The sequence below is a fragment of the Xanthomonas pisi DSM 18956 genome, from assembly GCF_001010415.1.
Taxonomy (GTDB): domain Bacteria; phylum Pseudomonadota; class Gammaproteobacteria; order Xanthomonadales; family Xanthomonadaceae; genus Xanthomonas; species Xanthomonas pisi.
On record NZ_JPLE01000008.1, the window covers coordinates 19918 to 45762 of the forward strand.

The 25845-nt window shown below is 65.7% G+C and carries 24 protein-coding genes; 13 read left to right on the plus strand and 11 right to left on the minus strand.

All coding sequences use genetic code 11. The annotated features are described in order from the left end of the window. Positions 1 to 16: 16 nt before the first annotated feature. The 8 genes from Y887_RS01575 to Y887_RS01610 form a co-directional block, all read right to left on the minus strand. Positions 17 to 853 (minus strand): carbohydrate ABC transporter permease, encoded by an 837-nt coding sequence (locus Y887_RS01575; RefSeq protein WP_046962684.1) that lies wholly within the window; start codon positions 851 to 853, stop codon positions 17 to 19. Continuing rightward, positions 850 to 1734 carry a carbohydrate ABC transporter permease gene (locus Y887_RS01580; protein ID WP_074052444.1) on the minus strand — a complete coding sequence of 295 codons (885 nt, stop codon included), beginning with the start codon at positions 1732 to 1734 and terminating at the stop codon, positions 850 to 852. Before Y887_RS01580 ends, Y887_RS01575 begins: the two co-directional genes overlap by 4 nt. Next, on the minus strand, positions 1731 to 3095 hold the full coding sequence (locus Y887_RS01585) for a sugar ABC transporter substrate-binding protein (RefSeq protein WP_046962685.1): 1365 nt from the start codon (positions 3093 to 3095) through the stop codon (positions 1731 to 1733). The genes Y887_RS01580 and Y887_RS01585 overlap by 4 nt, the downstream gene beginning before the upstream one ends. 3 nt (positions 3096 to 3098) lie before the next feature. Next, complete coding sequence (locus tag Y887_RS01590; RefSeq protein WP_046962686.1) at positions 3099 to 4718, minus strand: glucoamylase family protein; 1620 nt, start codon at positions 4716 to 4718, stop codon at positions 3099 to 3101. A 102-nt stretch (positions 4719 to 4820) separates the two neighbouring features. Beyond that, positions 4821 to 7808: a TonB-dependent receptor gene (locus Y887_RS01595; protein WP_046962687.1), complete on the minus strand. Its 2988-nt coding sequence runs from the start codon at positions 7806 to 7808 to the stop codon at positions 4821 to 4823. Between the two features lie 103 nt (positions 7809 to 7911). Continuing rightward, positions 7912 to 8934 carry a LacI family DNA-binding transcriptional regulator gene (locus Y887_RS01600; RefSeq protein ID WP_046962688.1) on the minus strand — a complete coding sequence of 341 codons (1023 nt, stop codon included), beginning with the start codon at positions 8932 to 8934 and terminating at the stop codon, positions 7912 to 7914. A gap of 402 nt (positions 8935 to 9336) precedes the next feature. After that, on the minus strand, positions 9337 to 9606 hold the full coding sequence (locus Y887_RS01605) for a BolA family protein (protein ID WP_046962689.1): 270 nt from the start codon (positions 9604 to 9606) through the stop codon (positions 9337 to 9339). Next, positions 9603 to 9902, minus strand: coding sequence for a YciI family protein (locus tag Y887_RS01610; protein WP_046962706.1), 300 nt, complete (start codon positions 9900 to 9902; stop codon positions 9603 to 9605). The genes Y887_RS01605 and Y887_RS01610 overlap by 4 nt, the downstream gene beginning before the upstream one ends. A 366-nt stretch (positions 9903 to 10268) precedes the next feature. On the opposite strand from Y887_RS01610, the gene Y887_RS01615 reads away from it, so the two are divergent. Genes Y887_RS01615 through Y887_RS01625 form a run of 3 tightly spaced genes read left to right on the plus strand, consistent with a single transcriptional unit; the run spans position 10269 to position 14020 of the window. Continuing rightward, the gene (locus tag Y887_RS01615) at positions 10269 to 11174 is read left to right on the plus strand and encodes a segregation and condensation protein A (protein WP_046962690.1); all 906 of its coding nucleotides are present in this window, start codon (positions 10269 to 10271) and stop codon (positions 11172 to 11174) included. A 13-nt stretch (positions 11175 to 11187) separates the two neighbouring features. Next, positions 11188 to 12390, plus strand: a complete 1203-nt coding sequence (scpB, locus tag Y887_RS01620; RefSeq protein WP_046962691.1) for an SMC-Scp complex subunit ScpB — start codon at positions 11188 to 11190, stop codon at positions 12388 to 12390. After that, a complete protein-coding gene (locus tag Y887_RS01625; protein WP_046962692.1) occupies positions 12383 to 14020 on the plus strand; it encodes a pseudouridine synthase in 1638 nt (545 codons plus the stop codon). Before scpB ends, Y887_RS01625 begins: the two co-directional genes overlap by 8 nt. A 345-nt stretch (positions 14021 to 14365) precedes the next feature. On the opposite strand, the gene Y887_RS01630 is transcribed toward Y887_RS01625, so the two are convergent. Continuing rightward, the gene (locus Y887_RS01630; RefSeq protein WP_046962693.1) at positions 14366 to 14803 is read right to left on the minus strand and encodes a hypothetical protein; all 438 of its coding nucleotides are present in this window, start codon (positions 14801 to 14803) and stop codon (positions 14366 to 14368) included. A 162-nt stretch (positions 14804 to 14965) separates the two neighbouring features. On the opposite strand from Y887_RS01630, the gene Y887_RS01635 reads away from it, so the two are divergent. Next, a complete protein-coding gene (locus tag Y887_RS01635) occupies positions 14966 to 15736 on the plus strand; it encodes a glutaminyl-peptide cyclotransferase (protein WP_245879425.1) in 771 nt (256 codons plus the stop codon). An 86-nt stretch (positions 15737 to 15822) separates the two neighbouring features. On the opposite strand, the gene Y887_RS01640 is transcribed toward Y887_RS01635, so the two are convergent. Continuing rightward, complete coding sequence (locus tag Y887_RS01640; RefSeq protein WP_046962695.1) at positions 15823 to 16623, minus strand: amidohydrolase; 801 nt, start codon at positions 16621 to 16623, stop codon at positions 15823 to 15825. Positions 16624 to 16768: 145 nt separating this feature from the next. Next, positions 16769 to 17917, minus strand: coding sequence for a pyridoxal phosphate-dependent aminotransferase (locus tag Y887_RS01645; RefSeq protein ID WP_046962696.1), 1149 nt, complete (start codon positions 17915 to 17917; stop codon positions 16769 to 16771). 196 nt (positions 17918 to 18113) lie between these two features. Here Y887_RS01645 and ccmA point away from each other — a divergent pair, with 196 nt between their 5' ends. The 9 genes from ccmA to Y887_RS01690 all read left to right on the plus strand — a co-directional run bounded on the left by ccmA (position 18114) and on the right by Y887_RS01690 (position 25235). Further along, positions 18114 to 18758 (plus strand): heme ABC exporter ATP-binding protein CcmA, encoded by a 645-nt coding sequence (gene ccmA / locus Y887_RS01650; RefSeq protein ID WP_046962697.1) that lies wholly within the window; start codon positions 18114 to 18116, stop codon positions 18756 to 18758. Then, positions 18755 to 19450, plus strand: coding sequence for a heme exporter protein CcmB (ccmB, locus tag Y887_RS01655; protein WP_046962698.1), 696 nt, complete (start codon positions 18755 to 18757; stop codon positions 19448 to 19450). The genes ccmA and ccmB overlap by 4 nt, the downstream gene beginning before the upstream one ends. 112 nt (positions 19451 to 19562) lie before the next feature. Next, entirely contained in the window at positions 19563 to 20312 is a 750-nt protein-coding gene (ccmC, locus tag Y887_RS01660) for a heme ABC transporter permease CcmC (protein WP_046962699.1), read from the plus strand. Further along, complete coding sequence (locus tag Y887_RS01665; RefSeq protein ID WP_046962700.1) at positions 20309 to 20479, plus strand: heme exporter protein CcmD; 171 nt, start codon at positions 20309 to 20311, stop codon at positions 20477 to 20479. The genes ccmC and Y887_RS01665 overlap by 4 nt, the downstream gene beginning before the upstream one ends. Continuing rightward, the gene (ccmE, locus tag Y887_RS01670) at positions 20476 to 20934 is read left to right on the plus strand and encodes a cytochrome c maturation protein CcmE (protein WP_046962701.1); all 459 of its coding nucleotides are present in this window, start codon (positions 20476 to 20478) and stop codon (positions 20932 to 20934) included. The genes Y887_RS01665 and ccmE overlap by 4 nt, the downstream gene beginning before the upstream one ends. A gap of 324 nt (positions 20935 to 21258) precedes the next feature. Beyond that, positions 21259 to 23196 carry a heme lyase CcmF/NrfE family subunit gene (locus Y887_RS01675; RefSeq protein ID WP_046962702.1) on the plus strand — a complete coding sequence of 646 codons (1938 nt, stop codon included), beginning with the start codon at positions 21259 to 21261 and terminating at the stop codon, positions 23194 to 23196. Then, on the plus strand, positions 23189 to 23791 hold the full coding sequence (locus Y887_RS01680) for a DsbE family thiol:disulfide interchange protein (protein WP_046962703.1): 603 nt from the start codon (positions 23189 to 23191) through the stop codon (positions 23789 to 23791). Before Y887_RS01675 ends, Y887_RS01680 begins: the two co-directional genes overlap by 8 nt. Further along, complete coding sequence (locus Y887_RS01685) at positions 23788 to 24222, plus strand: cytochrome c-type biogenesis protein (RefSeq protein WP_046962704.1); 435 nt, start codon at positions 23788 to 23790, stop codon at positions 24220 to 24222. The genes Y887_RS01680 and Y887_RS01685 overlap by 4 nt, the downstream gene beginning before the upstream one ends. Then, the gene (locus Y887_RS01690; RefSeq protein WP_046962707.1) at positions 24222 to 25235 is read left to right on the plus strand and encodes a tetratricopeptide repeat protein; all 1014 of its coding nucleotides are present in this window, start codon (positions 24222 to 24224) and stop codon (positions 25233 to 25235) included. The genes Y887_RS01685 and Y887_RS01690 overlap by 1 nt, the downstream gene beginning before the upstream one ends. Positions 25236 to 25845 lie beyond the last annotated feature (610 nt).

The window sequence follows — 25845 nt, forward strand, 5'->3', positions numbered from 1 at the left end:
CGCAGGAACACCGGTTTCACCCCTTCACACTCCCCAGCAGAAGACCTTGGATGTAGTAACGCTGCAGCGCCAGGAACAATAGCAGCACCGGAATCACCGTCACCACCGCGCCGGCCATCATCAGTTCCACGTCCATGATGTGTTCGCGAGACAGCGCCGCCAGCGCCACCGGCAAGGTGTACTGGTCCTGGTCGGTCAGCACGATCAGCGGCCACATGAAGTCGTTCCACGAGCCCATGAAGGTGAAGATGGTCAGGGTGACCAGCACCGGCTTGAGCATCGGCAACACGATCTGGAAGAAGATCCGCATCTCGCTGGCGCCGTCGATGCGGGCGGCTTCGATCAACTCATCGGGAATGCTGCGCGCGTACTGACGCACCAGAAAAATACCGAACACCGTGGCCAGCGCCGGCACCACCACCCCGCCGATGTTGTTGACCAGGTGCAGCTGCTTCATCAACAGGAACAGCGGCAGCATCGCCACCTGCGCCGGAATCACCAACGCGGCCATCAGGATCTTGAAGATGCGCTCGCGGCCGACGAACTGCAGTTTGGCGAAGGCATAGCCGGCCATGGTGTTGATCAGCAGCGAGCCGAGCGTGATCAGCCCGGACACCAGCAGGCTGTTGGCGAAGTTGCGCGCCATGCCGGTGCGCGCGAACAGCTCGTGGTAGTTGGCCAGGGTGAAAGCCGACGGCAGCATCGGCGGCGGAAACCGGCTGGCCTCGCCGGTGGGCATGAACGACACCGACAGCATCCACAGCAGCGGTGCCAGGCTGATCAAGGCCAACACCAGCAAACCGCCGTTGATCAGCACGCCGTTCCAGCGCGATTCGCCGACATCACGACTCATATCAGGTCCTTCTTGCGGCCGAAGCGCAGCATCACGGTGGTCACCGCCAGGATGATCAGGAACAACAGGAACGCCACTGCCGACGCGCGGCCGAGGTTCCACCATTTGAAGCCTTCCTCGAACATGAAATACAGCACGCTGACGGTGCTTTGCAGCGGGTCGCCGCGGGTCATCACGTAGGGCTCGGCAAACAGCTGGAAGTAGCCGGAAATGGTGATCACCCCGACCACCATCAGCACCGGGCCGAGCATCGGCAAGGTGATGTGCAGGAACTGCTTCCAGCGCGAAGCGCCGTCGATGCGCGCGGCCTCGTACAGGTCCTGCGGAATCGCCTGCAACCCGGCCAGGAAGATCACCATGTTGTAGCCGAAGTTCTTCCACACCGCGAACAGCATGATGGTGGGCATCGCCCAGCGCGGGTCGCCCAGCCAGTCGATCGGGGCGATGCCCAGGTGGCTCAGGCCGAAGTTGACCAGGCCATATTTGATATGGAACAGGTAGCGCCAGATCACCGCCACCGCCACCAGGGTGGTGACCACCGGTGCGAACAAGGCCGTGCGGAACAGCGCCTTGAAGCGCGAGGCCTTGGCGTTGAGCAGCAAGGCCGCACCGAGCGACACGCCGATCGACATCGGCACGCCCAGCAGCACGAAGTAGGTGGTGTTCCACAACGACTTCCAGAACAGCGGCGTCTGCAGCAGCTCGATGTAATTGCCCAGGCCGACGAAGCGCAGGTGGCTGCTGTCGGCCAGCGCGTACAGGTCGAAGTCGGTAACGCTGAGCACCAGCGCGGCGAACACCGGCACGCCAAAGAACATGCCCAGCACCATGATCGACGGCGCGGCGAATACCCAGCCGGCGACGGAATTGCGCTTCATCATGGTGCCGCTCCCTTGCCGCTGGATCCAGCCGTTGCTGCGTCCGGCGCGGGCGCACTGTCAGGCATGCCCGACGGGCCTGCCGGGCCGACACGCCCGCCTTCCTGTTCGAAGATCCAGCGGCGCTTGGCCAGGATGTCGTCCACGCGTTTATCCAGTTCCTGCACGGCCGCCTCGTGCGATTGACCGCCACGCACCACGCGCTCGGTCACCAGGCGCATTTCCTGCACGATGCGCTCCCACTCCAGCACCTTTGGCGTGGCCTTGACCCGTTCCAGCTGGTCGCCGAAGGCATGCGCCAGTTCGTCGTTGGCCAGCGATGGCAGCTTCCAGGTACTGCGCCGCGGCGGCAGGTCGCCGATGATGGCGTGGAAGCGCGCCTGCACCGTGGGCTGCGACAGGTATTCGATCAGCTTCCAGCTGGCGTCCTTGTGCTGCGAGGACTTGAAGATCACCAGGCTGGAACCGCCGGCAATGCCCGCACCCAGGCCGTTGGGTCCCGGCAGCGGCGCGGTGCCCCACTTGCCTTCCATGCCCGGCGGCTGGCGCAGCTTGAACTCGCGCACGTTCCACGGGCCGGACAGATAGAACGCGTAATAGCCGTTGAAGAACTCGTACCAGACATTGGAGACCTGGGTTTCGGACACCTTCGGCGCCCAGCCCTTCTGGTACATGCCGTCGTAGAACGCCAGCGCCTTGCGGAAGCCTTGACCACGGAAGTTGCCGTAATTGTCGTGGTCGCGCAGCAGGCGGTCGTCCTGCTGCAGCGCGAACGAGAGCTGCTGCTCGAACTCGTTGAGCGGCATCAGGATGGCGTAACGGTCGGGACCGACCTTGCGCTTGATCGCGGCCATCACCTGTTCCATCTCGGCCCAGGTCTTGGGCATTTCGCTGTAGCCGGCCTCGCGCAGCAGGTCCTTGCGATAGAACAGCAGCCGTGTGTCCACATACCACGGCACCCCGTACAGGGTGCCATCGACCACGTTGGTGTCCCACACGCCGGGGAAGTAGTCGGCCGGGTCGACGATCTTGGAGCGCGCCACGAAGGGCTGCATCGGCTCCAGCGTATCCAGCAGGGCGAATTCCGGCAGCCAGGTGTTGCCTAGCTGGCACACGTCCGGCAAGCCGTCGGCGGCGAAGGCGGTCAGCAGTTTTTCGTGCGCCGCCGTCATCGGGATGTTCTGCACATCGACCTGGATGTCCGGGTTCTGCCTCTCGAAGTCGGCCACCAGCTCGGCCACCACTTCGGCCTCCTTGCCCATGGCCCAGAAGCGCACGGTGGTCTTGGCAGGATCGGAGCGGTCGCATCCCGCCGCACCTGCACACAGGGCGGCGGCCAACATCAACAGTTTCAAAAGGCGCACGGATTACTCGGGTTTTTGGCGTTGCGAGGGGTCTTGCTGGGCCTGGGCGGCGGCGGCACGCGATTCGGCCATGCCCAGCGCGCGCGCGGCGGCCTTCTGCTCATCCTTCTGCGGCAGCGGCTGCGGCTCGCCTTCGGGGGTGAGCCAGCCACCGGTGAAGCCGGCGCGTTCCAGACCGGCGCGGATATAGGGGTTCTTCTTCATCACGTTCCAGACAAATTCGGTCTGGTAGTTGGCGATCATGGTCAGGATCGGACCCTGGTCGATGCCGATGTAATCGCCCGCCACCCAGCCGCGGTTCGGCACCATGCGCCCGGTCTTGAGCGGGATGTCGTAATTGAAGCTGGGGTTGAACGAATCCAGGAAGCCATAGCTGGAGTACAGATAGTCGCCATAGCGCTTGTGCATTTCTTCGGTGGCCGGAATCACCACTTCCGGGGCAAACACGATCGAGGAGATCGCCGCGGTCGGGGCGATGGTGCCGTCGTCGAAGTTCTCGCGCAGGCCGGCGCCGCGCGAGGAGTAGTGGCGGAACTGGCGCTGCTCGCCGCGATATTCCTGACTGGTGTTCTGCGGGCCGTCGCCCGCGGTCAGGCCCCAGACGTTCTCGCCGTAGTCCTTCCACTTCATCGGGTTGTCGATGGCGTAGTCGCGCTGGGCCAGGGTGGCGCGGCGGCTGTTGAGGAAATAGTCGATGCCGCGTTCGCGCATGTACTGGTCCTGGATATCGCGGAAGTCGATCCAGACATGGCTGTACTGGTGGCCGAACAGCGGGCCGAAGGACAGGTATTCCTGGCCCTGGTAGACGCCCCAGTCGTTGTTGTAGGTCCGCGTCCAGCTGGTCCACGCCTCCGGGTCGACGCCGTGGGTAGGCGAGCCGAGCGCGAGGATGTACAGCATCATCGCTTCGTTGTAGCCCATCCAGTCGTGGTCGATGAAGCCGCTCTCCGGGAACCAGCCCATCGAGATCAGCGGTGCGCGCTGCTGCAGCCAGCGCCAGTCCACGCGCTTGTACAGCGTGTCGGCGATCTGGCGGATCTCTTTTTCGCGCGGGTCGTCGCCGTCGTAATACGACTGGGTGAACAAGACGCCCATCATCAGCAGCGCGGTGTCCACGCTCGACAGCTCAACCCAGCTGTCGTAGCGGTTGCCCTGCTGCATATCCAGAAAGTGATAGTAGAAGCCCTTGTAGCCGGCCCTACCGGTCCGCTGCGGCCCCATCGGCGCATCGCGGAAGAATTTCAGTGTGGTCAGGGTGCGGTCGATCGCCTGATTGCGGCTGACCCAGCCGTTCTCGATGCCGATCGGATACGCGGTCAGCGCAAACCCCACCGAGGCGATGCTGGCGAACGGACGCGATGGAAACCGGTCCGGGGCCAATCCATTGAGCTCGTTGGTGGTGTCCCAGAAAAACTGGAAGGTGCGGCGTTCGATGTCCGAAAACAGCGGCGGCAGCGGTGGCTTGACCGGTTTGGGCGGCAACTGCGCCTCGATCAGGATCACTTTCACTGGCGCCTTCTTTTCGGCCACCTTGGGTTCCTCTGCCTGTTTGCAGGACGCCAGTACCAGCGCACCCAGCAAGAGTGGAATCGTCAACCAACGCGACGTGTTGCCCCTGTCCATCCGCCCCCCACTTGTGTAATCGATTACATCCCGCACGCCAACCTACCCTATCCAAGCGCCGAGTTCGACCGCCCTGACCTCATGCCAGGGCGGTCGAGCACCTCACCAGTTCAGGCCAAAGGCCAGACGGAAGGTCCGCATCGGCGACGCCAGCACACCGGTCGGTGTGCCGTAAGCCGTGTTCAAGTCGTCCAGTGTCCCGGTCTCGCCGTTAAAGTTGGCGTAGTTCACCCAATTGAACACGTTGAGGATATCCGCACGCACGTTGAATTTGACACCTGCACCGGTATCCCATTCTTTGTTGGCGGCAATGCTGAACTCCTTGTAGCCCAACGTGCCATCCGGCTTGAACTGGATGATGTCGCACTGGTCGTTGCCGGCAAGGCAATTCTGGCCGTAGCGCGCGGTCTGGCTGGCCAGCGACAGCTTGCCGGACAGCTTGACCTCGTAAGGCAGCTCGTAGATGCCGGTGACCACCAGGCGGTTCTTGGCGATACCGCCGGCTTCACGCCAGCCGTAGTCCTGGACGCGCTCGCGATCCAGCGCGTAGTGCTCGCCGAACTGGCGGTTTTCCTTGGCATCGGAATAGGTGTAGGCCACGGTCAGGCCCCAGCCGGACTCTTCGTCGAAGGGCTTTTCGATCTGCAGCGCGAGCTGGTTGTTGCGGGTTTCCACGCCATTGGTGCCCAGCACGATCGCGCTGTAGCCGTCCGGGCCGTCGGTCGGTGCGCCCGAGGTGGTGCCGGGCTGGAAGAACGACCCGTCGGGCAGGCGGTTGCCGCGCACGAAGGCAAACCCATCATGGCTCTCGATGCGGCTCAGGGTCACGTCGGTGAACCAGTCCTGGCCCCATAGCGGCACCATGTTGCGCATGCCGATGCTGAATTGGTCGGAGTACGGGGTCTTGATGTTGTTGTCGATCAGATAGATTTCACGCCCGCCGCCGCCAGCGCTGGTCGCCGCCAGTGCATCGAGCCCTTCCTGGGTGTTGTAAGCCGGATTCCATGCCGTGCACGGGTCGCCCAGGCAGGCCTGGCCGTTCTGGGCGTTAGGGTTGGTGAAGTAGTAGCTATAGGACTTGAACGAATTGTTGAGCTGTTCGAGCGCCAGGTAATCGAAGATGTTGCGGTCGTAGGCACGCCCGGCACCGCCGTAGATCACGTGGGCCTGATCGCCGAACAGGTCGTACGAGGCACCCAGGCGCGGCTGCCAGGCGTTCTTGAACGCCTTGCGGTTGTTGCCGGTGCTGATGAAGTTGTTGATGTTGTAGTTGGCGTTCTGCAAGTTCGGCCAGTTCTGCAACGCACCGGCCACATCGGACGGCGTGACGAAGTCCAGGAACGCCGGGGTTTCTTCGTAGTCGTAGCGCACGCCCAGGTTCAGGGTCCAGTGCTCGTTGACCTCCCAGTCGTCCTGCAGGTAGATGCCGTACTGCTTGTTCTTTGACACCACCGAGCCGCCGCCTTCGACCAGCGGCGCACCGAAGCGCACCCGGTACGGCGTTCCGAGATCACCGAGGATGTTGTAGTAATACTGCGGGTTGGCGGGGTTGAACTGGGTTGAATCCAGATCGATGCTCTTGAACTTCACGCCCATCTTGACGGTGTGCGCGCCGTGCCACTCCAGGCTGTTCAAGGTCAAATCGTCCTGGAAGGTCCAGCCCTTCTGGCCCTTGCGCTGGAAGCTGCCGCCGGCACCGGCGGAGAGCACTTCGTCCTCGATGCCGCGTACCGGCGCATAACTGAGCACGTACCCGGTGCCGTTGTTGATCGGCGCCTGGTTCCAGAATGCACTTTCGTAGCTGAAGTTGGCTTCGTTGAGGAAGCTTTCACCGCTGTACTGCCAGCGCAGGTTGGCGCGCTTTTCTTCCTGGCCGTTGATGCTGCCGTGCTCGTAGGTCGAGGTGCCGCCGACGTCGTTGAGCTCGTCTTCCTTGCGGTACTTGCCGCTCAGTTCGAACAGGTTGTTGTCGCCGATGGTCCAGTCGATCTTGGCGAAGTACAGATCTTCCTTGAACGGGGTGCTGTAGGTGGCCACCAGCGGCTGCAGCTGCGCCGGCAACTGGTCGACGCGGTCCGAATAGATCGAGCCGGGAATCACCACGTTGGGGGTGGTGTATTCCTTGGCTTCATAGGCGACGAAGAAATGCGCCTTGTCCTTGAGGATCGGGCCGCTGAAGGTGGCGCCGTACTGGGTTTCTTCGAAGTCGTCGCGCACGCCGGCCTTCTTCTCCAGCGGACTTTCTTCGCGCCAGCCGTCGTTGCTGGTATCCCAGAAGAAGCTGCCGTGGAAATCGTTGGTACCGGACTTGGACGAGGCCACGATGGCCGCGCCGCTGACCTGGTCGAACTCGGCCTTGTAGTTGGAGGTGATGACCTTGTACTCGCCGATCGCCGACTGCGGGAACGGATTGCCGCGGCTGGAATCCTGGCCGCTGACGCCGCCGGTCAGCACGTAGTTCTTCTGGCTCACGCCGTCGATGTAGACGTTGGTGCCTTCGGCCGAGGTGGCGCCGGTGCGCACCTTGGTGGTGCCGTTGGCGTCGCGGGTGAACTGGACGTTCGGTACGGTGTCGGCCAGTTCCAGGAAGTTGCGCGTGGCACGCGGCAGGTTCTGGATCTGCACGTTGGAAATGTATGTGGCGTTCTCGGAGGTGCGCGTTTCCACCAGCACCGGCGGCGCCTTGACCTGCACCGCGTCCAGCGTGGTGGCGTTACCAGCTTCGGCCGTGGCCGGCTCGCCGCCGACGCCCAGGTTCAAGGTCGCGGTCTGGCCAACCTGCACCGTCACATTCTGCGAGCTGGTCTGACCATTGGCGGTGACGTCGATGCGGTACGAGCCCGGCGGCAGGCCGCCGACCGAGTAACCGCCGTTGCTGACCTGCACGGTGCGGGTCAGGCCGGTCGCCACGTTGGTGGCCGTCACCTGCGCCTGGGCGGCGGGAGCGGAGTCGACGCTGACCTGGCCGCGGATGGTCGCGGCAGTGCTCTGTGCAAATGCAGGCGCGGCGCCCAGCAGCAGGCAGCTGGCCAGGGCACAGCTGAGCAGCTTGCGCGCCGGGCGGGCGGAATGGGGGTGGTGGTGGCGCATTGGTCCCTCCAGGGATCGGTACAGATTGTTGTTGTGGTGTTGCAAACCAGCAGGAACGACCGCTGCGGGGGAGCAGCGGGAGCGGACAGAACGTCCGCGAAAGTCAGGGACCGGGCTCGCCGGCGCCGCAGGAAGTCCGTATCACCAGCTCGGGCGTGAGCAGTTGGCGGATACCGTCGTCATGGCCGGGCAGTTCCACCAGCCGCATCAATCGGGTCATCGCCTGTTCGCCCAGGCGCGCGATGCTGACCCGCATCGTGGTCAGCGCCGGGTGGACGAAGCGCGCCAGCGGAATGTCGTCGAAGCCGGCCAATGCCACATCGCCAGGTACCGACACCTCGGCCTGCGCAAACGCGTACAGGCAGCCGAGCGCGGTCATGTCGTTGGCGGCAAACACCGCATCGGGCAATGCGTCGGCGGCCAGCATCGCCAGCCCGGCACGATGCCCGGAGGCTTCGTCGAAGTCGCCGGCATACTCGATTCCCTGCGCCTGGTCGCCGAATCCGGCAATCGCGTCGCGGAAACCGCGCAGGCGTTCGCGCGCATCGAAATTGAGCGAGGGCCCGCCGATGAAGGCGATGCGCCGGTGGCCGGCGCCCAACAGATGCTCGGTCATGGCCATGGCGCCGGCATGGTCATCGATGCTCAGCACCGGATAACCGGCGCCGGGCAGATGCGCATTGATCAGCACAGTGGGCAGCGACTGCGGCAGGTTGTCGGTGAGAAATCCCGGCTGCTCGGCGTAGGGAGAGAGCACCAGCAGGCCGTCGACGCGCCCGCGCATCGACCGCAGCGCCCTGCCCTGGGCCTCCGGGTCGCCGTGATAGCTGGACACCAGCAAGTGCTGGCCGGCAGCGCGCGCGGCGCCGTCGATGCCGCGGATCAACTCGGAGAAGAATTCGCCATACAGGTCGGGCAGCACCACGCCCAGGGTCTGCGACCGCCGGCTGCTCAGGCTACGGGCTGCCGCATGCGGGCTGTAGCGCAGCCGCTCGGCCACGTCCATGACCTGCTGACGCACGGGCCCGGCAACGTTGTCGTGACCGTTGAGCGCACGCGACACGGTGGCGACAGAGACCTGTGCTTCCCGAGCGACATCTTTGATGGTGACCGCACCCTTGGCCATTCGTGTCGCCCTCCGCGACCGACTTCCCAAAACTGGCGCGGACTGTAAGCGTTTTCATAAGCGGGCGTAAACCCCTGTCTTCACGCCCGTGAAAACGCTTACAGATCAAGCGTCTGCGAGTGATGAATGCGTGAATGAATGTGCTGCGGCGCAACAAATCCGCGCCCACGTTTCCGCAAACGAAGGTGAACGGCGATCACGGTTGGGGTGGTTGGGCCTGCTGCATCGATTGGGAGCTCAGGCAATGGGACTTGCCCGTCAGGCGGTGGTGCTCGAGTGCGCTATCGGGGGGCGGCAACACCTCACCCGTAGGAGTGCACCCGGGCGCGACGGGCATTACCGAAAAAGCCCGTCGCGCCCGGACGCGCTCCTACGACGGCGGTTTGGTTTCTGGGGTTCGGTTTACCCCGCCTCGCCCGGCGCGATTGCCTCGATCGACAAGGCATGAATGTCGGTCTGCATCATCTCTCCAACCGCGGCATAGACCGCGCGATGGCGCGCCAGCGGCGGCTTGCCGGCGAAGACGGCGCTGACCACGCGCACATTGAAATGGCCGCGGCCGTCGCGGGCACCGGCGTGGCCGGCATGCCGATGGCTGTCGTCCACCACCTCCAGCTCGGTCGGCGCCAATGCCGCCTGCAACGCTTCGCGAATCCGCTCGACCCGGCTCATGGCAACACCCGGCGGAACGGCCGCACGTCCGTGCGCACGTAAACGCCCGCAGCCACATAGGGGTCGGCATCGGCCCAGGCGCGTGCGTCCTGCAAGGCGTCGAACTCGGCAATCACCACACTGCCGCTAAAGCCGGCCGGACCCGGATCTTCGGCGTCGATGGCCGGGCACGGGCCTGCCACCAGCAACCGCCCCGCCGCCGCCAGCGCCTGCAGTCGCGCCAGATGCGCCGGTCGCGCCTGCTGCCGCGCGGCCAGTGCATCGGCCCCGTCATACCCTTCGATTACGTACCACACATGCCACCTCATCCAGGACTTGAAGATCACCGCCGGGATTCTAGCCGCGTCAGCGCTGGACACCGCCCCCGCGCACGCATTACCCTTGACGCTACTGCACACGCAACCGGACGCAGCGGCCCGTCGGCCCAGGCCCCATGCCTCATTCGACGACCGATTCGCTGCCCACCGCCGGCTCGCGTAGACGACCTCCCCGCTATTCCGTCGCCGCCTGCCACGCGGCGCCTGATGATATGCGGACCGGCGGATGTGGATTTGTGGGATCGTGCCGAAGCAGGCACGACATTGATCGCAATAACTCAAGGCAAAGCCCTGCAGGCGCGGCTCAGACCGCGGCCGGCGACCGTAAGACCCGATGTCGACCTGATGAATTCCGAACTCGCGCACGTCGCGACTCCGCCAGCCGCAAGCGCTCATCCACAGCAGCAGGAAATGCCGCTGGCGGTGGTGCATGGGCAACCGGTACTGCAGATCCCCCAGGATCTGTATATCCCGCCGGATGCGCTGGAAGTGATTCTGGATGCGTTCGAAGGTCCGCTCGACCTGTTGCTTTACCTGATCCGCCGCCAGAACCTCGATATCCTGGATATCCCCGTCGCCGAGATCACCCGGCAGTACGTGGACTACATCAATGTGATGCAGGAGCTGCGCTTCGAACTGGCGGCCGAATATCTGGTGATGGCCGCGATCCTGGCCGAGATCAAATCGCGCATGCTGTTGCCGCGCCCACCCAGCCAGGACGGCGAAGAAGAAGACCCGCGCGCAGAGCTGGTGCGCCGTCTGCAGGAATACGAGCGCTTCAAGCAGGCCGCCGAAGACCTGGACACCCTGCCCCGCATGGGCCGCGACAGCGCCCCGGTGCAGGCGCACCTGCCCGAACGCGCAGCGGTCAAGCTGCCGCCACCGGTGGAACTGAAAGAAATGCTGATGGCGCTGTACGACGTGCTCAAGCGCGCCGAGTTGTTCACCGGCCATGCGATCAAACGCGAGGCGCTGAGCGTGCGCCAGCGCATGGGCGATGTGCTGAGTCGCCTGGACGACGGCAAGTTCTACCGTTTCGAATCGCTGTTCACTGCCGAAGAAGGCAAGCTCGGCGTACTGGTCACCTTCCTGGCGCTGCTCGAATTGGCCAAGGAGCAGTTGCTGGACATCGTGCAGGAAGCGCCGCTGGCGCCGATCTACGTGAAGTCGCTGGCGTTGGGCAACACCAATGCGCCGCTGCAATTCTCCAGCGAATTCGATGACAGCGACGCTGCCAACGAACCTATCTGAAGCCGATCACCGAATGGATCAAGCGCTGATCACCCGCATCATCGAAGCCGCCCTGTTGGCGAGCAGCCAGCCGCTGACGCTGGCGCAGCTGCAGGGGCTGTTTCCCGAAGAAGAGCCGGCGCCGCCCGGCAGCGTCGAGCGCGCGCTGGAACTGCTGCGCGAAGGCTGCGCCGAGCGCGGCGTGGAACTGGTCGAGGTGGCCTCGGGCTTCCGCTTCCAGGTCAAGGCCGATGTGCACGGCTGGGTCGCCCGCCTATGGACCGAACGCCGCACCAAGTACACCCGTGCCACGCTGGAGACCCTGGCGCTGATCGCCTACCGCCAGCCGATCACCCGCGGCGAGATCGAACAGGTGCGCGGCGTGGCGGTCAGCAGCAACATCATCCAGGCACTGGAAGAACGTGAATGGATCCGCGTGGTCGGCCATCGCGACGTACCCGGCAAGCCGGCGCTGTTCGGCACCACCAAGGGCTTTCTGGATTACTTCGGGCTCAAGCGATTGGACGAGCTGCCGCCATTGTCTGAGTTGAAGGACATTGCCGAGCTGGAACCGCAGCTGCCGCTGGACCGCGACGGTCAGCTGGATGGCGCGGTGCCGGCATCGGCGGCGATGGAGACAGCAAGCGACGACACTGACTTGGATGCGGATGCGGACACGGGTACACGGACGGACGACGCGGATGGCGCCAACACCGATGCAGCCACGGCTGCCGCGACTGGCCCGGATGCGGATGCGGAGTCGACAGCGGATGTTGGCGCTGGCGCGGATGCCGACCAAGGCGACGACGCGCCGCAACACCGCGACGCCGACGCCTTGCCAGACCCGGGCAGCACGACCGAAGTCACCAGCGACACCGAAAACCAGACGCAGGTTGACCCCGCTACTGAAACCACTGTCGATGCCGATGCCGATGCTGACGATCATGCAGCCAGCACCGCGACCGCATCGAGTGACCAACCAGACCACGACGACGACAAGGCCAATGACCGCGCCGGCGCCGATGATCCGGGTAATGAAGTACCGCAGGACCCGAACACGTTGGACCCAGACGACGCCCGTGAGGGCGACCCCGACACCGCGCCGGGCACGCGCGCGGATGCAGTGAACGAAGACGAAGACAACGCCGTCGCGACGACGACCGTGGCTGTTGACGAAGCCGATTCCGACCCAGAGGCCGACCCAGAGCGCGTCGGCCGGAGCCAGACACATGAGTGACACCCCCCGCAAGCTGTCGTTGAACAAGCTTTCCCTCAAGCGCGACAGCGCGCCCGAAGCGCCGAAGCTGGAAGAGCGCCTGCACAAGGTGCTGGCCCAGGCCGGCCTGGGCTCGCGCCGCGCGCTCGAACAGCGCATCGCCGACGGCCTGATCAAGGTCAATGGCGCCGTCGCGCAGACCGGCATGTCGGTGCGCAGCGGCGACAAGATCGAGCTGGACGGCCGCAGCTTCGTCGCCAGCGCGCTGACCGAACCTTCGCGCGTACTGATCTACAACAAGCCCGAAGGCGAAGTGACCACGCGCGAAGATCCCGAAGGCCGCCCGACCGTGTTCGAGTCACTGCCGGCATTGAAAGGCTCGCGCTGGATCGCCATCGGCCGCCTGGACATCAACACCACCGGTTTGTTGCTGCTGACCACCGACGGTGAGCTGGCCAACGCGATGATGCACCCCTCCTACGAGGTCGAACGCGAATACGTGGTACGCGTGCGCGCCCCGGAAGGCGAAGAAAAGGTTTCCGACGCCATCATCGAGCGCCTGTCGCGCGGTGTGCTGCTGGAGGACGGCGGCGCCAAATTCGACGAGATCGAACGCATCGGCGGCACCGATTCGCACGACTGGTTCCGCGTGGTGGTCAAGGAAGGCCGCAACCGCGAAGTGCGCCGCCTGTGGGAATCGCAGGGCTGCCAGGTCAGTCGCCTCAAGCGCAGCCGCTACGGCAAGATCTCGCTGCCGCGCGAACTGCTGCGTGGGCAGTCGGTGGAAGTGGCGCAGGACAAGGTCGACGCCCTGCGTGCGGAACTCAAGCTGGAAGAAGGCGCGCCGTCTGCACTGACCCTGCAGCCGGTGATCGGCCAGCGTCGCGCTGCCAAGTCCACCGTGCACGTCTCGCGCGATGGCCGCAGCAACGCCTACGTCAATGGCCAGACCTCCGGCGCCGACGAAGGCCGCGAACTGCGTCGCTTCGACAACCTGCGCGAAGATCGTGGCGGCCGCGGTCGCGGCAAGCCCGGCGGCTTCAAGGGCGGCCTCACCGTCAGCGGCGAAGCGGCCGCCAAGCAGTCGCAGCAGCGCCCGTTCAAGCAACGCGGCCCGGCCAAGGGTGACCGCTCGTTGCCGGACGGCAACCCGGCCGCATTCCGTAGCTGGTATGTACCCGATGGCGTGAGCACCGGCCCGAGCGGTCACCGCAATGCCGGCCCCAGCGGCCCCGGCACCGGCCAGGCGCGTCCTTATGCCAAGAAGGGTCCGGGTGGCGCGCGGCCAGGTGCCGGCGGCCCAGGCAATGCACGTCCCGGCGCAGGTGGCCCAGGGCGCGGCGGTGCCGGTGGTGGACAGGGCCAGTCGCAGGGTCAGGGACAGCGCAAACATCCGTATGGACACCCGGGCAATGCACCGAGCTTTCCGTCCGATCACGCCAATCCGGGCTTCAGCCCGTATGGCGCGGCGCGTCCGGCAGGTCGTCCGACCGGCGCACGCGCTGGCGGCCCGGGGGGTAACCGTGGTCCGGGCGGCAATCGCGGTCCCGGTGGCCCGGGCGGCGCACCGCGTGGCGCAGGCGGCCCGGGTGGGCGCCCGCCGGGCGGCGGCAATCGTCGTCCGCCAGGCGGCGGCAATCGCGGTCGCTAAGCTACGGCATGCGCAATAAAAGACGGCCCTGCAAAGGGCCGTTTTTGTTTGTGCACCCAATGGCGCCGCGCATCATGTTCGATTGCAGCGGCAGTGAAAGCGACGATGACCTCGCCCTCCACCCGATGTGGCTCGGACTTGCCAGGCCCATCGCATCGACGCAGGCAGCCGCCGAGCGCAGCGCGCCACTGGCACGATGCGCAAGCGCGTGAACTGGCGCAAGGCACAGCGCCAACCATCGACCATCAGACATGCGCGCCTGGCGCAAAGACCTGCAGAGCAGCTCAGATCCTGCGGAGCCGCCGCGCCCATCCGACACCAGGCGCAGCAGGCTCCCGGCTGCGCTTACTTGCGGCGTTCGATAACGAAGTTACCGACGTTGATGCCCAGATCGACGCCCTCTCCGGTGCCCGCCAGGGCCAGCGAGATATCGCCCTTGGTGACCACCTGCGCGGTGCTGGACTTGACCACGCCGGCATGCGCTTCGGCAGCGGCGTAGGTGCCGAACAGATCGTTCAGGCTGTAGGCGCCTGAGAACGAACCGCGGCCACCGGTGATCTTGGATTTGCCAACCGTCAGGCCGCCACCCTTGCTGGAGATCTTGACCGGAATGACCGCGCCGTTATCGCAGGTGATGGTGCCGGTGCCGCTGGCGGTCTTGTAGAACACCGACCAACCGGACAGGTTGAACTTCAGCTGGCAATCGATATTGCCGGCGGCCTGCGCCTGCGGCGCCAGCGTTGCCGCGCCGAGCAGGGCAAAAAGAGACAGTGACTTGATCATGCGTGCGTAGCCGGTGGTGGACGTGGCGCGAGACTAGCAGCGCCGATGTAGCAGCCGCGACAAGGTCACGACGGCTCTCCAACGCGCGTTCAGCGAATGATTATCCCGGCGCGCGCCTGGCCGCGCGCTGCAGAAGCAGCGCCGGCATGGGATCATTCGTGCATGTCACGCATCGCCTACAGACTGATCTTCGCTGCCCTGCTGCTGCCGTCGCTCGCACATTGCGGCGAGGCGATTCCGACCCGGGGCTATACCGTCGTCAACAGTTATCCGCACGACACCGCCGCCTATACCGAAGGCCTGTTCTATCTCGATGGGTACCTGTACGAGAGCACCGGCGAGCTGGGCCAGTCCAGCGTGCGCAAGGTCGAGCTGGAGACCGGCCGCGTGCTGCAGCAAGCCGACATCCCCGCGCCCTACTACGGCGAAGGCATCGTGGCCTGGGGCGACCGGCTGATCCAGTTGACCTGGCGTAACCAGCAAGGCTTCGTCTACGACCTGGCAACGCTGACACCGCGTTCGCACTTCGCCTATGCCGGCGAAGGCTGGGCGTTGACCAGCGACGGGCGCAACCTGTACATGAGCGATGGCACGGCCAACATCCGCCGGCTGGATCCGCAGAGCTTGAAACAGATCGGCACCATCAAGGTCACCGCCCGCGGCAAGCCATTGGACAATCTCAACGAACTGGAATGGGTCAAGGGCGAGCTGTGGGCCAATGTCTGGCTCACCACCCGCATTGCGCGGATCGACCCGGCCAACGGCAAGGTCATCGCCTGGATCGATTTGAAGGCGCTGGTGCCCGATGCCGACACGCTCACCGATTCCAGCAACGATGTGCTCAACGGCATCGCCTACGACGCCAAGCACGATCGGCTGTTCGTCACCGGCAAGCGTTGGCCGAAGATCTACGAGATCAAGTTGGGTGAGTAGACGGGATTGGGGATTGGGGATTGGGGATTCGCAAAGGCAGGCGAGCGGACAGCTGGGGCTTTCCTGCTTGTACCAATCCCTAATCCCTAATCCCGTATCACAAATCCATCGGCATCCAGCATTGCCGGGAAGCGTGCGCGGTGCTCGGCCAGGGCCGCAGCGCTGATGGTGGTGGTGACCACGTGCGGCCGCTCGCGGATTTCCACCTGCGGCTGGCCGAGGAAATCGATCACGGCGCTGTCGCCGGCGTAGTGCAGCTGATTGCCATCGACGCCGACGCGGTTGACCGCCGCCACAAAGCACAGGTTTTCGATGGCGCGTGCGCGCAGCAGCGTCTTCCAGGCATAGGCGCGCGCCGACGGCCAGTTGGCGACGAACAACTGCAGATCGAAATCCAGCTGGCCGGGCCGCTCGACATCGAAGCGGTTGCGGCAGAACACCGGGAATCGCAGGTCGTAGCAGACCTGCGGATTGATTCGCCAGCCCTTCCATTCCACGCACAGGCGATCGCGCCCGGCCGCATAACGCAGATGCTCGTTGCCGAAGCGGAACAGATGGCGCTTGTCGTAATACTGCAGCGCTCCGTCCGGCGTGGCCCACAGCAGCCGGTTGAAGACGCCTTCGGGCGTGCGCAATTGCACGCTACCGGTGACGGCAGCACCCAGCCGCGCCGCCTGCGCGCGCACCCACTCCACGGTCGGCCCATCCATGCCTTCGGCCTTGTCGATGGCCTCGTTGGAAAACCCGCTGGTGAAGGTCTCCGGCAGGATCACCAGATCGGTCTGCCCGGCCAGCGGCTGCAGCAAGGCACCGTAATAGTCGCGATTGCCGGCCGGATCATGCCAGCGGGTGTCGCCTTGGATCAGGGAGATGCGCAGATCGTGCATTGGAAACTCGGGAGTCGGGAGTGGGGATTGGGGATTCGAACGGCGGGTCTCGGGTGGCTTCCTGTCATCGGCACTCTGCGAACTCGTCAACAAACGACCAACCGCCGTGACGAATCCCCAATCCCGATTCCCGAATCCCAGCGCGTCAGAGCTGCTGCAACCGCGCGATCGCCGCATCCAGCGTCGCATCGTTCTTGGCAAAGCACAGCCGCGCCAGTCGCTGACCGGCTGGTGCCTGCTCGTAGAACGGCGACAGCGGAATCGCGGCCACGCCCTTCTCCACCGTCAGCCACTTCACGAATTCGGTGTCGGGCAGATCGCTGATCGCCGAATAGTCGACCAGCTGGAAATACCCGCCGGGCACCGGCAACGGCGTCAGCCGCGTGGTGAGCAACTGTTCGCGGAAACGGTCGCGCTTGGCCTGATAGAACGCGCCAAGCTGCTCGTCGTGCTCGGGCTCGTCGCGGATCATCGCCGCGAACGCATGCTGGGCCGGGCCGAAGCTGGTAAAGGTGTTGTACTGGTGCACCTTGCGGAACTCGGCGCTCAGTGCCGGCGGCGCGATGGCGTAGCCGATCTTCCAGCCGGTGCAATGATAGGTCTTGCCGAAGCTGGAAATCACGAACGCACGCGCGCGCAATTCCGGCCAGCGCAGCACCGATTCGTGGCGGCGGCCATCGAACACGATGTGCTCGTAGACCTCGTCGGACAGCAGGAAGATGTCGGTGCCGCGCAGCAGCTCGGTCAAGCGCTGCATATCCTCGGCAGACAGCATCGCGCCCGACGGGTTGTGCGGCGAGTTGATCATCAACAGCCGCGTCTTCGGTGTGATCGCCGCGCGCAAGGCCGGCCAGTCGATGGCGAAGGTCTGCGGGTGCAAGGCCACGTGCACCGCGCGCGCGCCGGCCAGGTCGATCGCCGGCTCGTAGCAGTCGTAGGCCGGGTCCAGCACGATGACCTCCTCGCCTGCGCGCACCACCGCGTGGATGGCATTGAAGATCGCTTCGGTGGCACCGCTGGTGACGGTGATCTCGCTATCGGCATCGACCTGCGCGCCGTAGCAGCGCTGCGCCTTGCCGGCGATGGCCTGGCGCAGCGCCGCCACGCCGGTCATCGGCGGGTACTGGTTGTGGCCGGCGCGCATGGCCGCCTCCAGCTCATCGACCAGGCGCTGCGGCACCGCGAAATCGGGAAAGCCCTGCCCCAGGTTGACCGCGCCGTGCTCGGCCGCCAGTTGCGACATGACGGTGAAGATGGTGGTGCCCACCTTGGGCAGCTTGGTCGTGAGGGGCATCGCGCCTGTCCGGTCAGCAATCGGGGACCGCGAGTGTACGCAAAGCGGCCGCGCGGGTGCGCCAGGCCTGGCGCAAAACAGCGTTCCCGGACACATCGCGCCGCTGCGGTGCGCCCGTGCCGCGGCCATCGTCGCTACAATGCGCGCCCTGTCCGTCCTTCCTTATGCCGTCCTGCGACGGGAGCCCGCTGCGCCGATGATCGAACCGCTGCACACTGCGCCGCCGCTGCTGGCGGCGCGCGCGCTGGCTTTCAGCCGCAATGAAGAGCCGGTGTTCGGCCCGCTGGATTTCCATGTCGATGCCGGCGAGGCCCTGCTCGTGCAGGGCGACAACGGCGCCGGCAAGACCACCTTGCTGCGCGTGCTGGCCGGCCTGCTGCATGTGGAACAGGGCCAGATCCAGATCGACGGCAAGACCGCCCGGCGCGGCGACCGCAGCCGCTTCATGGCCTATCTGGGCCATTTGCCGGGGCTGAAGGCCGATCTGAGCACCCTGGAGAACCTGCATTTCCTGTGCGGACTGCATGGCCGGCGTGCCAAGCAGATGCCCGGCAGCGCGCTGGCCATCGTCGGGCTGGCCGGCTACGAAGATGCCCTGGTGCGGCAGTTGTCGGCCGGGCAGCGCAAGCGCCTGGCGCTGGCGCGACTGTGGCTGTCGCCTGCGCCGTTGTGGCTGCTGGACGAGCCCTATGCCAACCTCGACCTGGACGGCATCACCCTGGTCAACCGGATGATCTCCGCGCATCTGCGCGGTGGTGGCGCAGCGCTGGTCACCACCCATGGCGCCTATGCGGCCCCGCCGGTGCGCACCCGCATGCTCACCCTGGAGGCTGCGGCATGAGCGCGCCGTCGCCACAACCCTCGTTGCTGCAGGCCGCGCGCGCGCTGCTGCGCCGCGATCTGCAATTGCTGTGGCGCCGTCGCAGCGATGCCCTGCAGCCGGCATTGTTCGCGTTGCTGATCGTGGTGCTGTTTGCGCTGGGCCTGGGCGGCCGCCCCGACCTGCTGGCGCAGGCGGCACCGGCGGTGCTGTGGCTGTCGGTGCTGCTGGCCGGCCTGTTGTCGCTGGACGCACTGTTCCGCAGCGACGTGGAAGACGGCTCGATGGAACAATGGTTGCTGGCACCGGTACCGCTGGCGTGGCTGATCGCGGTGCGCGTGCTGCTGCATTGGGCGACCAGCGCGCTGCCATTGATCGCAGTGACACCGTTGTTGGGCGAATTGCTGCACCTGCCACATGACCAACTGCCGGTGCTGCTGGCATCGTTGGCGCTGGGCACACCCTTATTGAGTCTGCTCGGCGCCGTGGTTGCGGCACTGACGGTGACGATGAAACGCTCTGGTATTCTCGTGGCGTTGCTCGCATTGCCGCTGTATGTGCCGGTGCTGGTGTTCGGCGCCGGCAGCGTTGCGGCCAGCGGGCAAGGGCAGGATGCGGTGGGTGCGTTGTTGTTGCTGGGCGCCGGATTGGTGATCGGTATCGTGCTGGCGCCATTGGCGGCAGCGGCGGCGATCCGGATTTCGCTCAGCTGATCGCTGTTGCAGATGCGCCGTTGATGGGACACCGTAGGTCGTACGGCGGTGTCGTCCCGAGAGCTGTCTCCATGCAAGAAGCCATCGCCATGCCAAGAGCCATCGCCATCGCATGAATGTCGTCGTCCGCTGGTTCCATCAAGTCGCCTCTCCTCCGATCTTCGACCGATTTACCGCGCGCTGGGCGCCGTGGTGCTACGCGCTGGCCGCAGTGTTGCTGGGCGCAGGGATGTGGCAGGCGCTGTTTGCGGTGCCGGCCGATTACCAGCAGGGCGACAGCTTCCGCATTCTGTACATCCATGTACCGAGCGCGTGGATGAGCTTGTTCGTGTTCGGGTTGATGGCGGTGTACGCGGCGATCGCGCTGATCTGGCGCATCAAGGTGTGCGAGATCCTGGCGATGGCCTGCGCACCGATCGGCGCGGCATTCACCGTGATCACGCTGCTCACCGGCAGCATCTGGGGCAAGCCGATGTGGGGCGCCTGGTGGGACTGGGACCCGCGACTGACCACCGAACTGATCCTGCTGTTTCTGTATCTGGGCGTGATCGGTCTGTATCACGCCATCGACGACCGTCGCCAGGCGGCACGTGCGGCGGCGTTGCTGGCGATCGTCGGGGTGGCGCTGCTGCCGGTGATCCGCTACTCGGTGGTGTGGTGGAACTCGCTGCACCAGGGCCAGAGCATTCGTCTGCTCGGCCCATCCACCATCGATGCCAGCATGCTGCTGCCGCTGTGGTTGATGGTGATCGGCACCAAGTTCTGGTTCGCAGGGTCGCTGCTCACCCGCGCGCGCGCCGACAACCTGCGCCGCGAGGCCGGCAAGGCCTGGATCGTGCGCGACGCCGAGGGCGCGGCATGAGCTATCTGCCTTATGTGATCGCTGCCTACGCGGTGTTCGTGCTGGTGCTGCTGTGGGACCTGATCGCCGGCCGCTGGCAGGTGCGTCGCGCCCTGAAGATCGCGCAGGCGCGCCGCCTGCGCGAGCGCAAGCGCAGCGTGCCCAGCGATGTGGAGCTGACCCGATGAACCCGCAACGCCGCCGCCGGCTGTGGCTGGTGCTGGCATTGGTGCTGGCCGCCGGGCTGGCGACCGCGCTGGTGGCGATGGCCCTGCAGCGCAACGTGGCGTATCTGTACACGCCGTCGGAGGTGCTGCGCGGCGACGCCGGCGACCACGCCCGGTTCCGGCTCGGCGGCATGGTCGAGAAAGGCTCGTTCAAACGCGCTTCCGGCTCGCTGGAAGCCCAGTTCCGCGTCACCGACGGCGATGCGCAGCTACCGGTGCGCTATGACCGCATCCTGCCGGACCTGTTCCGCGAAGGTCAGGCCGTGGTCGCCACCGGTCGCATGCAGCAAGGCGTGTTCGTGGCCGAAGACGTGCTGGCCAAGCACGACGAGACCTACATGCCGAAGGAAGTAGCCGACAAGATGGGCAGCGCGCATCGCAAGCATCAGGTGGCCCCGGGCAAGGTGATGCAGTGACGTTCGGATGCGGTGGCGGCCGACAGGAAGACCGGCAAACGCAGGCAATCGAGCCGCATCGCATCGGCGCGGATCGTGCCCCGGTGCCGGCTTGCCGGCCATTGATGCTCTCGCTCTGCTTGCGCCCGGCAGCACGTCGCTGCATGGGCGCGCAGACCAAAGAACCTGGCACGACGACAGCAGGGGCGGATTCCAACAGCAGGCACGGCGCGACGACTGGCAGCACGTGTTTTGCTATCGCCCCTGTATCCGGCCTTCTCCGGCGCTTGATTGCCGGTTCCCGGCACCGCGCTGCGATGCTCTGCTGCCATTCGCGAGTTCTCCATGCTGCCTGAGCTCGGTACCTTCCTGCTGGTGCTGGCTTTGCTGGTCGCGTTGGTGCAGGCCGCATTGCCGCTGGCCGGCGCGCAGCGCGGGCGCAACAGTTGGATGGCGGTGGCGCGCCCGGCGGCGTTGGTGCAGCTTGGCCTGATCGCTGCGGCCTTCGCGCTGCTGACGCATGCGTTCTTGGTGCAGGATTTTTCGGTGCGCTATGTCGCCGAGAATTCCAACAGCCTGCTGCCGGTGATGTATCGCTACTCGGCGGTGTGGGGTGCGCACGAAGGCTCATTGCTGCTGTGGACGCTGGTGCTGGCGCTGTGGACCGGGGCGGTGGCGCTGTGGTCGCGGCAGTTGCCCGCGCAGGTGGTGGCGCGCGTGCTCGGGGTGATGGCGCTGGTCAGCATCGGCTTCCTGGCGTTTTTGCTGTTCACCTCCAATCCGTTCGCGCGCTTGTTGCCGGTGCCGCTGGAAGGCGCCGATCTGAATCCGCTATTGCAGGACCCGGGGCTGATCATCCATCCGCCGATGCTGTATTGCGGCTATGTCGGCTTTGCGGTGCCGTTCGCCTTCGCCATCGCTGCGTTGCTGGAAGGCCGCATGGATGCGCGCTGGCTGCGCTGGACGCGACCGTGGACCAATGTGGCCTGGGCCATGCTCACCGTCGGCATCGCACTTGGCAGCTGGTGGGCGTACTACGAGCTGGGCTGGGGCGGCTGGTGGTTCTGGGACCCGGTGGAAAACGCCAGTTTCATGCCGTGGCTGGTGGGCACCGCCTTGCTGCATTCGCAGGCGGTCACCGAAAAGCGCGGCAGCTTCGCCAGCTGGACCTTGCTGCTGGCCATTGCCGCCTTTGCGTTGTCGTTGCTGGGAACCTTTCTGGTGCGCTCGGGCGTGCTGACCAGCGTGCATTCGTTTGCCGCCGACCCGTCACGCGGGCTGTTCATCCTGGTGTTCCTGCTGGTGGTGGTCGGCGGCGCATTGCTGCTGTATGCCATCCGCGCGCCGGGCATGTCCGCCAGCAACGACCCGCTCCGCGCATTTGCCGGCAGCTCGCGCGAAACCTTGCTGCTGTTGAACAACCTGCTGCTTACCTGCGCCTGTGCCATGGTGCTGCTGGGCACGCTGTATCCCTTGCTGGCCGATGCACTTGGCCTGGGCAAGCTGTCGGTCGGGCCGCCCTACTTCGGCACCTTGTTCGTGGTGCTGATGGCACCGCTGGTGGCGTTGCTGCCGTTCGGCCCGCTCACGCGCTGGCAGCGCGAACAGGCCTCGCGGCCGCTGGCGTTGCTGGCACCGTGGGCAGGCCTGGCGCTTGCCGCAGGCGCACTGGCCTGGGTCATGGCGCCGCAAGGCCAGCTGAAAGCCGCCATCGGCGTGGCCGGTGCGGCATGGGTGATGCTTGGCACGGCACGCTTCCTGTGGACCCGTCGCGCGGCCAAGGGGCGCAAGTTCACTGCCGAAATGCTGGGCATGGTGCTGGCCCACCTGGGCGTTGCGGTGTTTCTGGCCGGCGCCTTGCTGGTGGAGTCGCTGAGCCTGCAGCGCGAGGTCGCATTGGCGCCGGGCCAGCAGGTGCAGATCGGCCGCTACGCGCTGCATTTCGACACCCTGGAAGAACTGCGCGGGCCCAATTACGTCTCCGACCGCGCCAACCTGCAGGTGTTCAAGGACGATGCGCCGGTGGGCGTGCTGCATGCGGAAAAACGGCGCTATGCCAGCGGCGGACAGACCTTGACCGAGGCGGCGATCCGCCCCGGTCCATTCGACGACCTGTATGTCGCCCTTGGCGAACCGTTGGGCAATCAGGCCTGGGCGGTCCGCGTCCACCTCAAACCGTTCGTGCGCTGGATCTGGCTGGGGGCGCTGCTGATGGCGCTCGGTGGCCTGGTCACTGCGGCCGACCGGCGTTTTCGTCGTTCTCCGGAGATCCAAGATGGTTGAGTCACGTTCGCCCCGCCTGCCCACTGCGGTACTCGTGGGCGCCATCGTGCTGCTGCTAGCGCTGGCAGCGCTGCTGGTCTACGCGGTGGTGCGCTCCGGTCAGGACGATCGCGATGCCCTGCCCTCGGCCCTGATCGGCAAGCCGGCACCGGAGTTCGCGCTGCCGCTGCTGCACGACCCCAGCATCGTGGTGTATGCGCGCGAGCTGCGCGGCGCCCCGTACATCATCAACGTGTGGGGCAGCTGGTGCCCGGCCTGCCGCGAAGAACATCCGGTGCTGAGCCGCTTTGCGCTGACCAAGCGCGTGCGCGTGATCGGCTACAACTGGAAGGACGAGCGCGCCGATGCCTTGCGCTGGCTCGAACAACTGGGCAATCCGTATCTGTTGGTGGTGGCCGATAAAGACGGGCGTACCGCGATCGATTTCGGCATCGCCGCCGCACCGGAAACCTTTCTGGTCGACGGGCGCGGCGTGGTGCGCTGGAAGTACAGCGGCATGCTCACCCAATCCATCATCGACACCCAGCTGATTCCGGTGCTGAGCAAGATCGAGCGCTCGCCCAGCGCCGCCCCGGACCTGCACGCCAACCCATGAAGCGCGCCTGGCTGCTGACGCTGCTGCTCTTGCCCTGGCTGGCCCTGGCCCAACCGGTCGGCGACCCGGCGCCGCTGCAGTACCGCTCGGCGGCCGAAGAAGCGCGCTTCCACACGCTGACCGCCGAGTTGCGTTGCGTGCAGTGCCAGAACCAGTCGCTGGCCGATTCCAACGCGCAGATCGCGCAGGACCTGCGCCGCGAGGTGCTGGCCTTGATGCACCAAGGCCGCAGCGATGCGCAGATCCGGCAGTTCCTGGTCGCCCGCTATGGCGAGTTCGTGCTGTATCGCCCGCAGGTGGAATCGCGCACCTGGCTGCTGTGGTTCGGCCCGCTGCTGGTGTTGCTGCTGGGGGCGGCCGCGGTTGTCCTGGTGGTGCGCCGACGCAGCGCTGCCGCGCCCGCGTTGCCCGCCGATGAGCAGGAGTGGTGATGGTCGGCTTCGTCCTGGCGGTTGCCGTGATCGCGCTGCTCGCCTTCGGCGTGGCGCTGCGCCCGCTGTGGCACCAGACGCGCAGCCTGGCGGCCAGTGTGGCGCTGCTGTTGCTGGCGGCAAGCGCGTCGTTGTACTGGCTGGTCGGCACACCGTCGGCAATCGAGCAGGTGGCCGACCGACCGGTCACGCCACGCACCCTGGACGAGGCCATCGTGCAACTGCGCAGCGCCCTGGCGCGTAACCCCGAGCAGGCCGAAGGCTGGGTGTTGCTGGGGCGCTCGCTGTCCAGCCAGCAGAAATTCGCCGAGGCCAGCGATGCGTTTGCGCGTGCGGTGGCGCTGCGCCCGGACGAGCCGGACGTGCTGGTGGCGGCAGCGCAATCGCGCATGCTCGCCGACGACAGCGGGCGCCCGGACCCGCAGGCCATGCGCCTGCTCGAACACGCGCTGGCGGTGCAGCCGGACCATCAGCGCGCTCGCTGGTTTCTGGGTGTGGTGCAGCGCCAGGCCGGTGAACCGGCCAAGGCCAGCGAAACCTGGGAACCGTTGCTGAGCGTGGTCGATGCCGCCACCCGGCCCGGTCTGCTCGAACAGATCAACGCTGCGCGACAGGAAGCCAAGCTGGAACCGATCCAGGCACCGGCGGCGCCTGCAACCGATGCAGCCAGCGGCAAACGCCTCCAGGTGCGCGTGACGCTGGATGCCGAACTTGCCAAACGCGCCGGCTTGCCTGGCGATACCAGCGTCTTCGTCATCGCCCGCGCAGCAGACACCCCGATGCCGGTAGCGGTGGAAAAACACGCGCTGAGCGAATTGCCGTTGACCATCACCCTGGACGATGGCGACAGCCCGATGCCGACACGCACGCTGTCGTCGCTGGACAAGGTGCAGGTGTTGGCACGCGTGTCGCGCAGCGGCAATGCAATGCGCCAGGCCGATGATGTGGAAAGCGTACCCGTAATGGTGGAACTGCCTGCCGATGCGCCAGTGGAGTTGGTGATCGGGCGCTGAGTGCTCGCCACGTTTCGTTGCGACGCTTGGGCCAATGGACGCAGAGCGGCTACAAAACCTAGCGCGCAGTCGCAGCTGTGGACGCCGCGAAGGAATTGAAGTGTTACGCGCAGCACCGAGTAGCGGCTGCGCCTTCGTTGTGTCGGCCGCTGTCAACGTCATTTGGATGGTTTCAAGCCGCGCAGGTCGAGTGCGCGGTGCCCTCACCGCTCGCGGGACACGCCGTGAACCCGTCACTGGGGACTCGATGGCGGCATCCATGCCGCCCCACGGTCCCCCAATCGGCAAGGACCCCGCACCAGACAGTTGGTCGGCAGCCAACCCAAAGCGGTCACAGCACATGTCGTGTGGGCTTGCTACTACGGCGCTATTGCAGGAAAACAAGGAAAGCAATCGAAGTGTCCGATTGGCAAAGCGGTTCATGCATTGCTTTCACTTGCACACCGACCATTCCGACTGGTCCTTGCGCGCCCACCGTCGCGGGACCTGACGCGGCATGGATGCCGCGTAAGAGCTTACAGGGACGTCCTTGCAGCGTGTCCCGCGATGGTGGGCGCGCAAGGGCACTGCAACCAAGCCGCAGATCCGCCGCTCCGAAGCCCGGCATCAC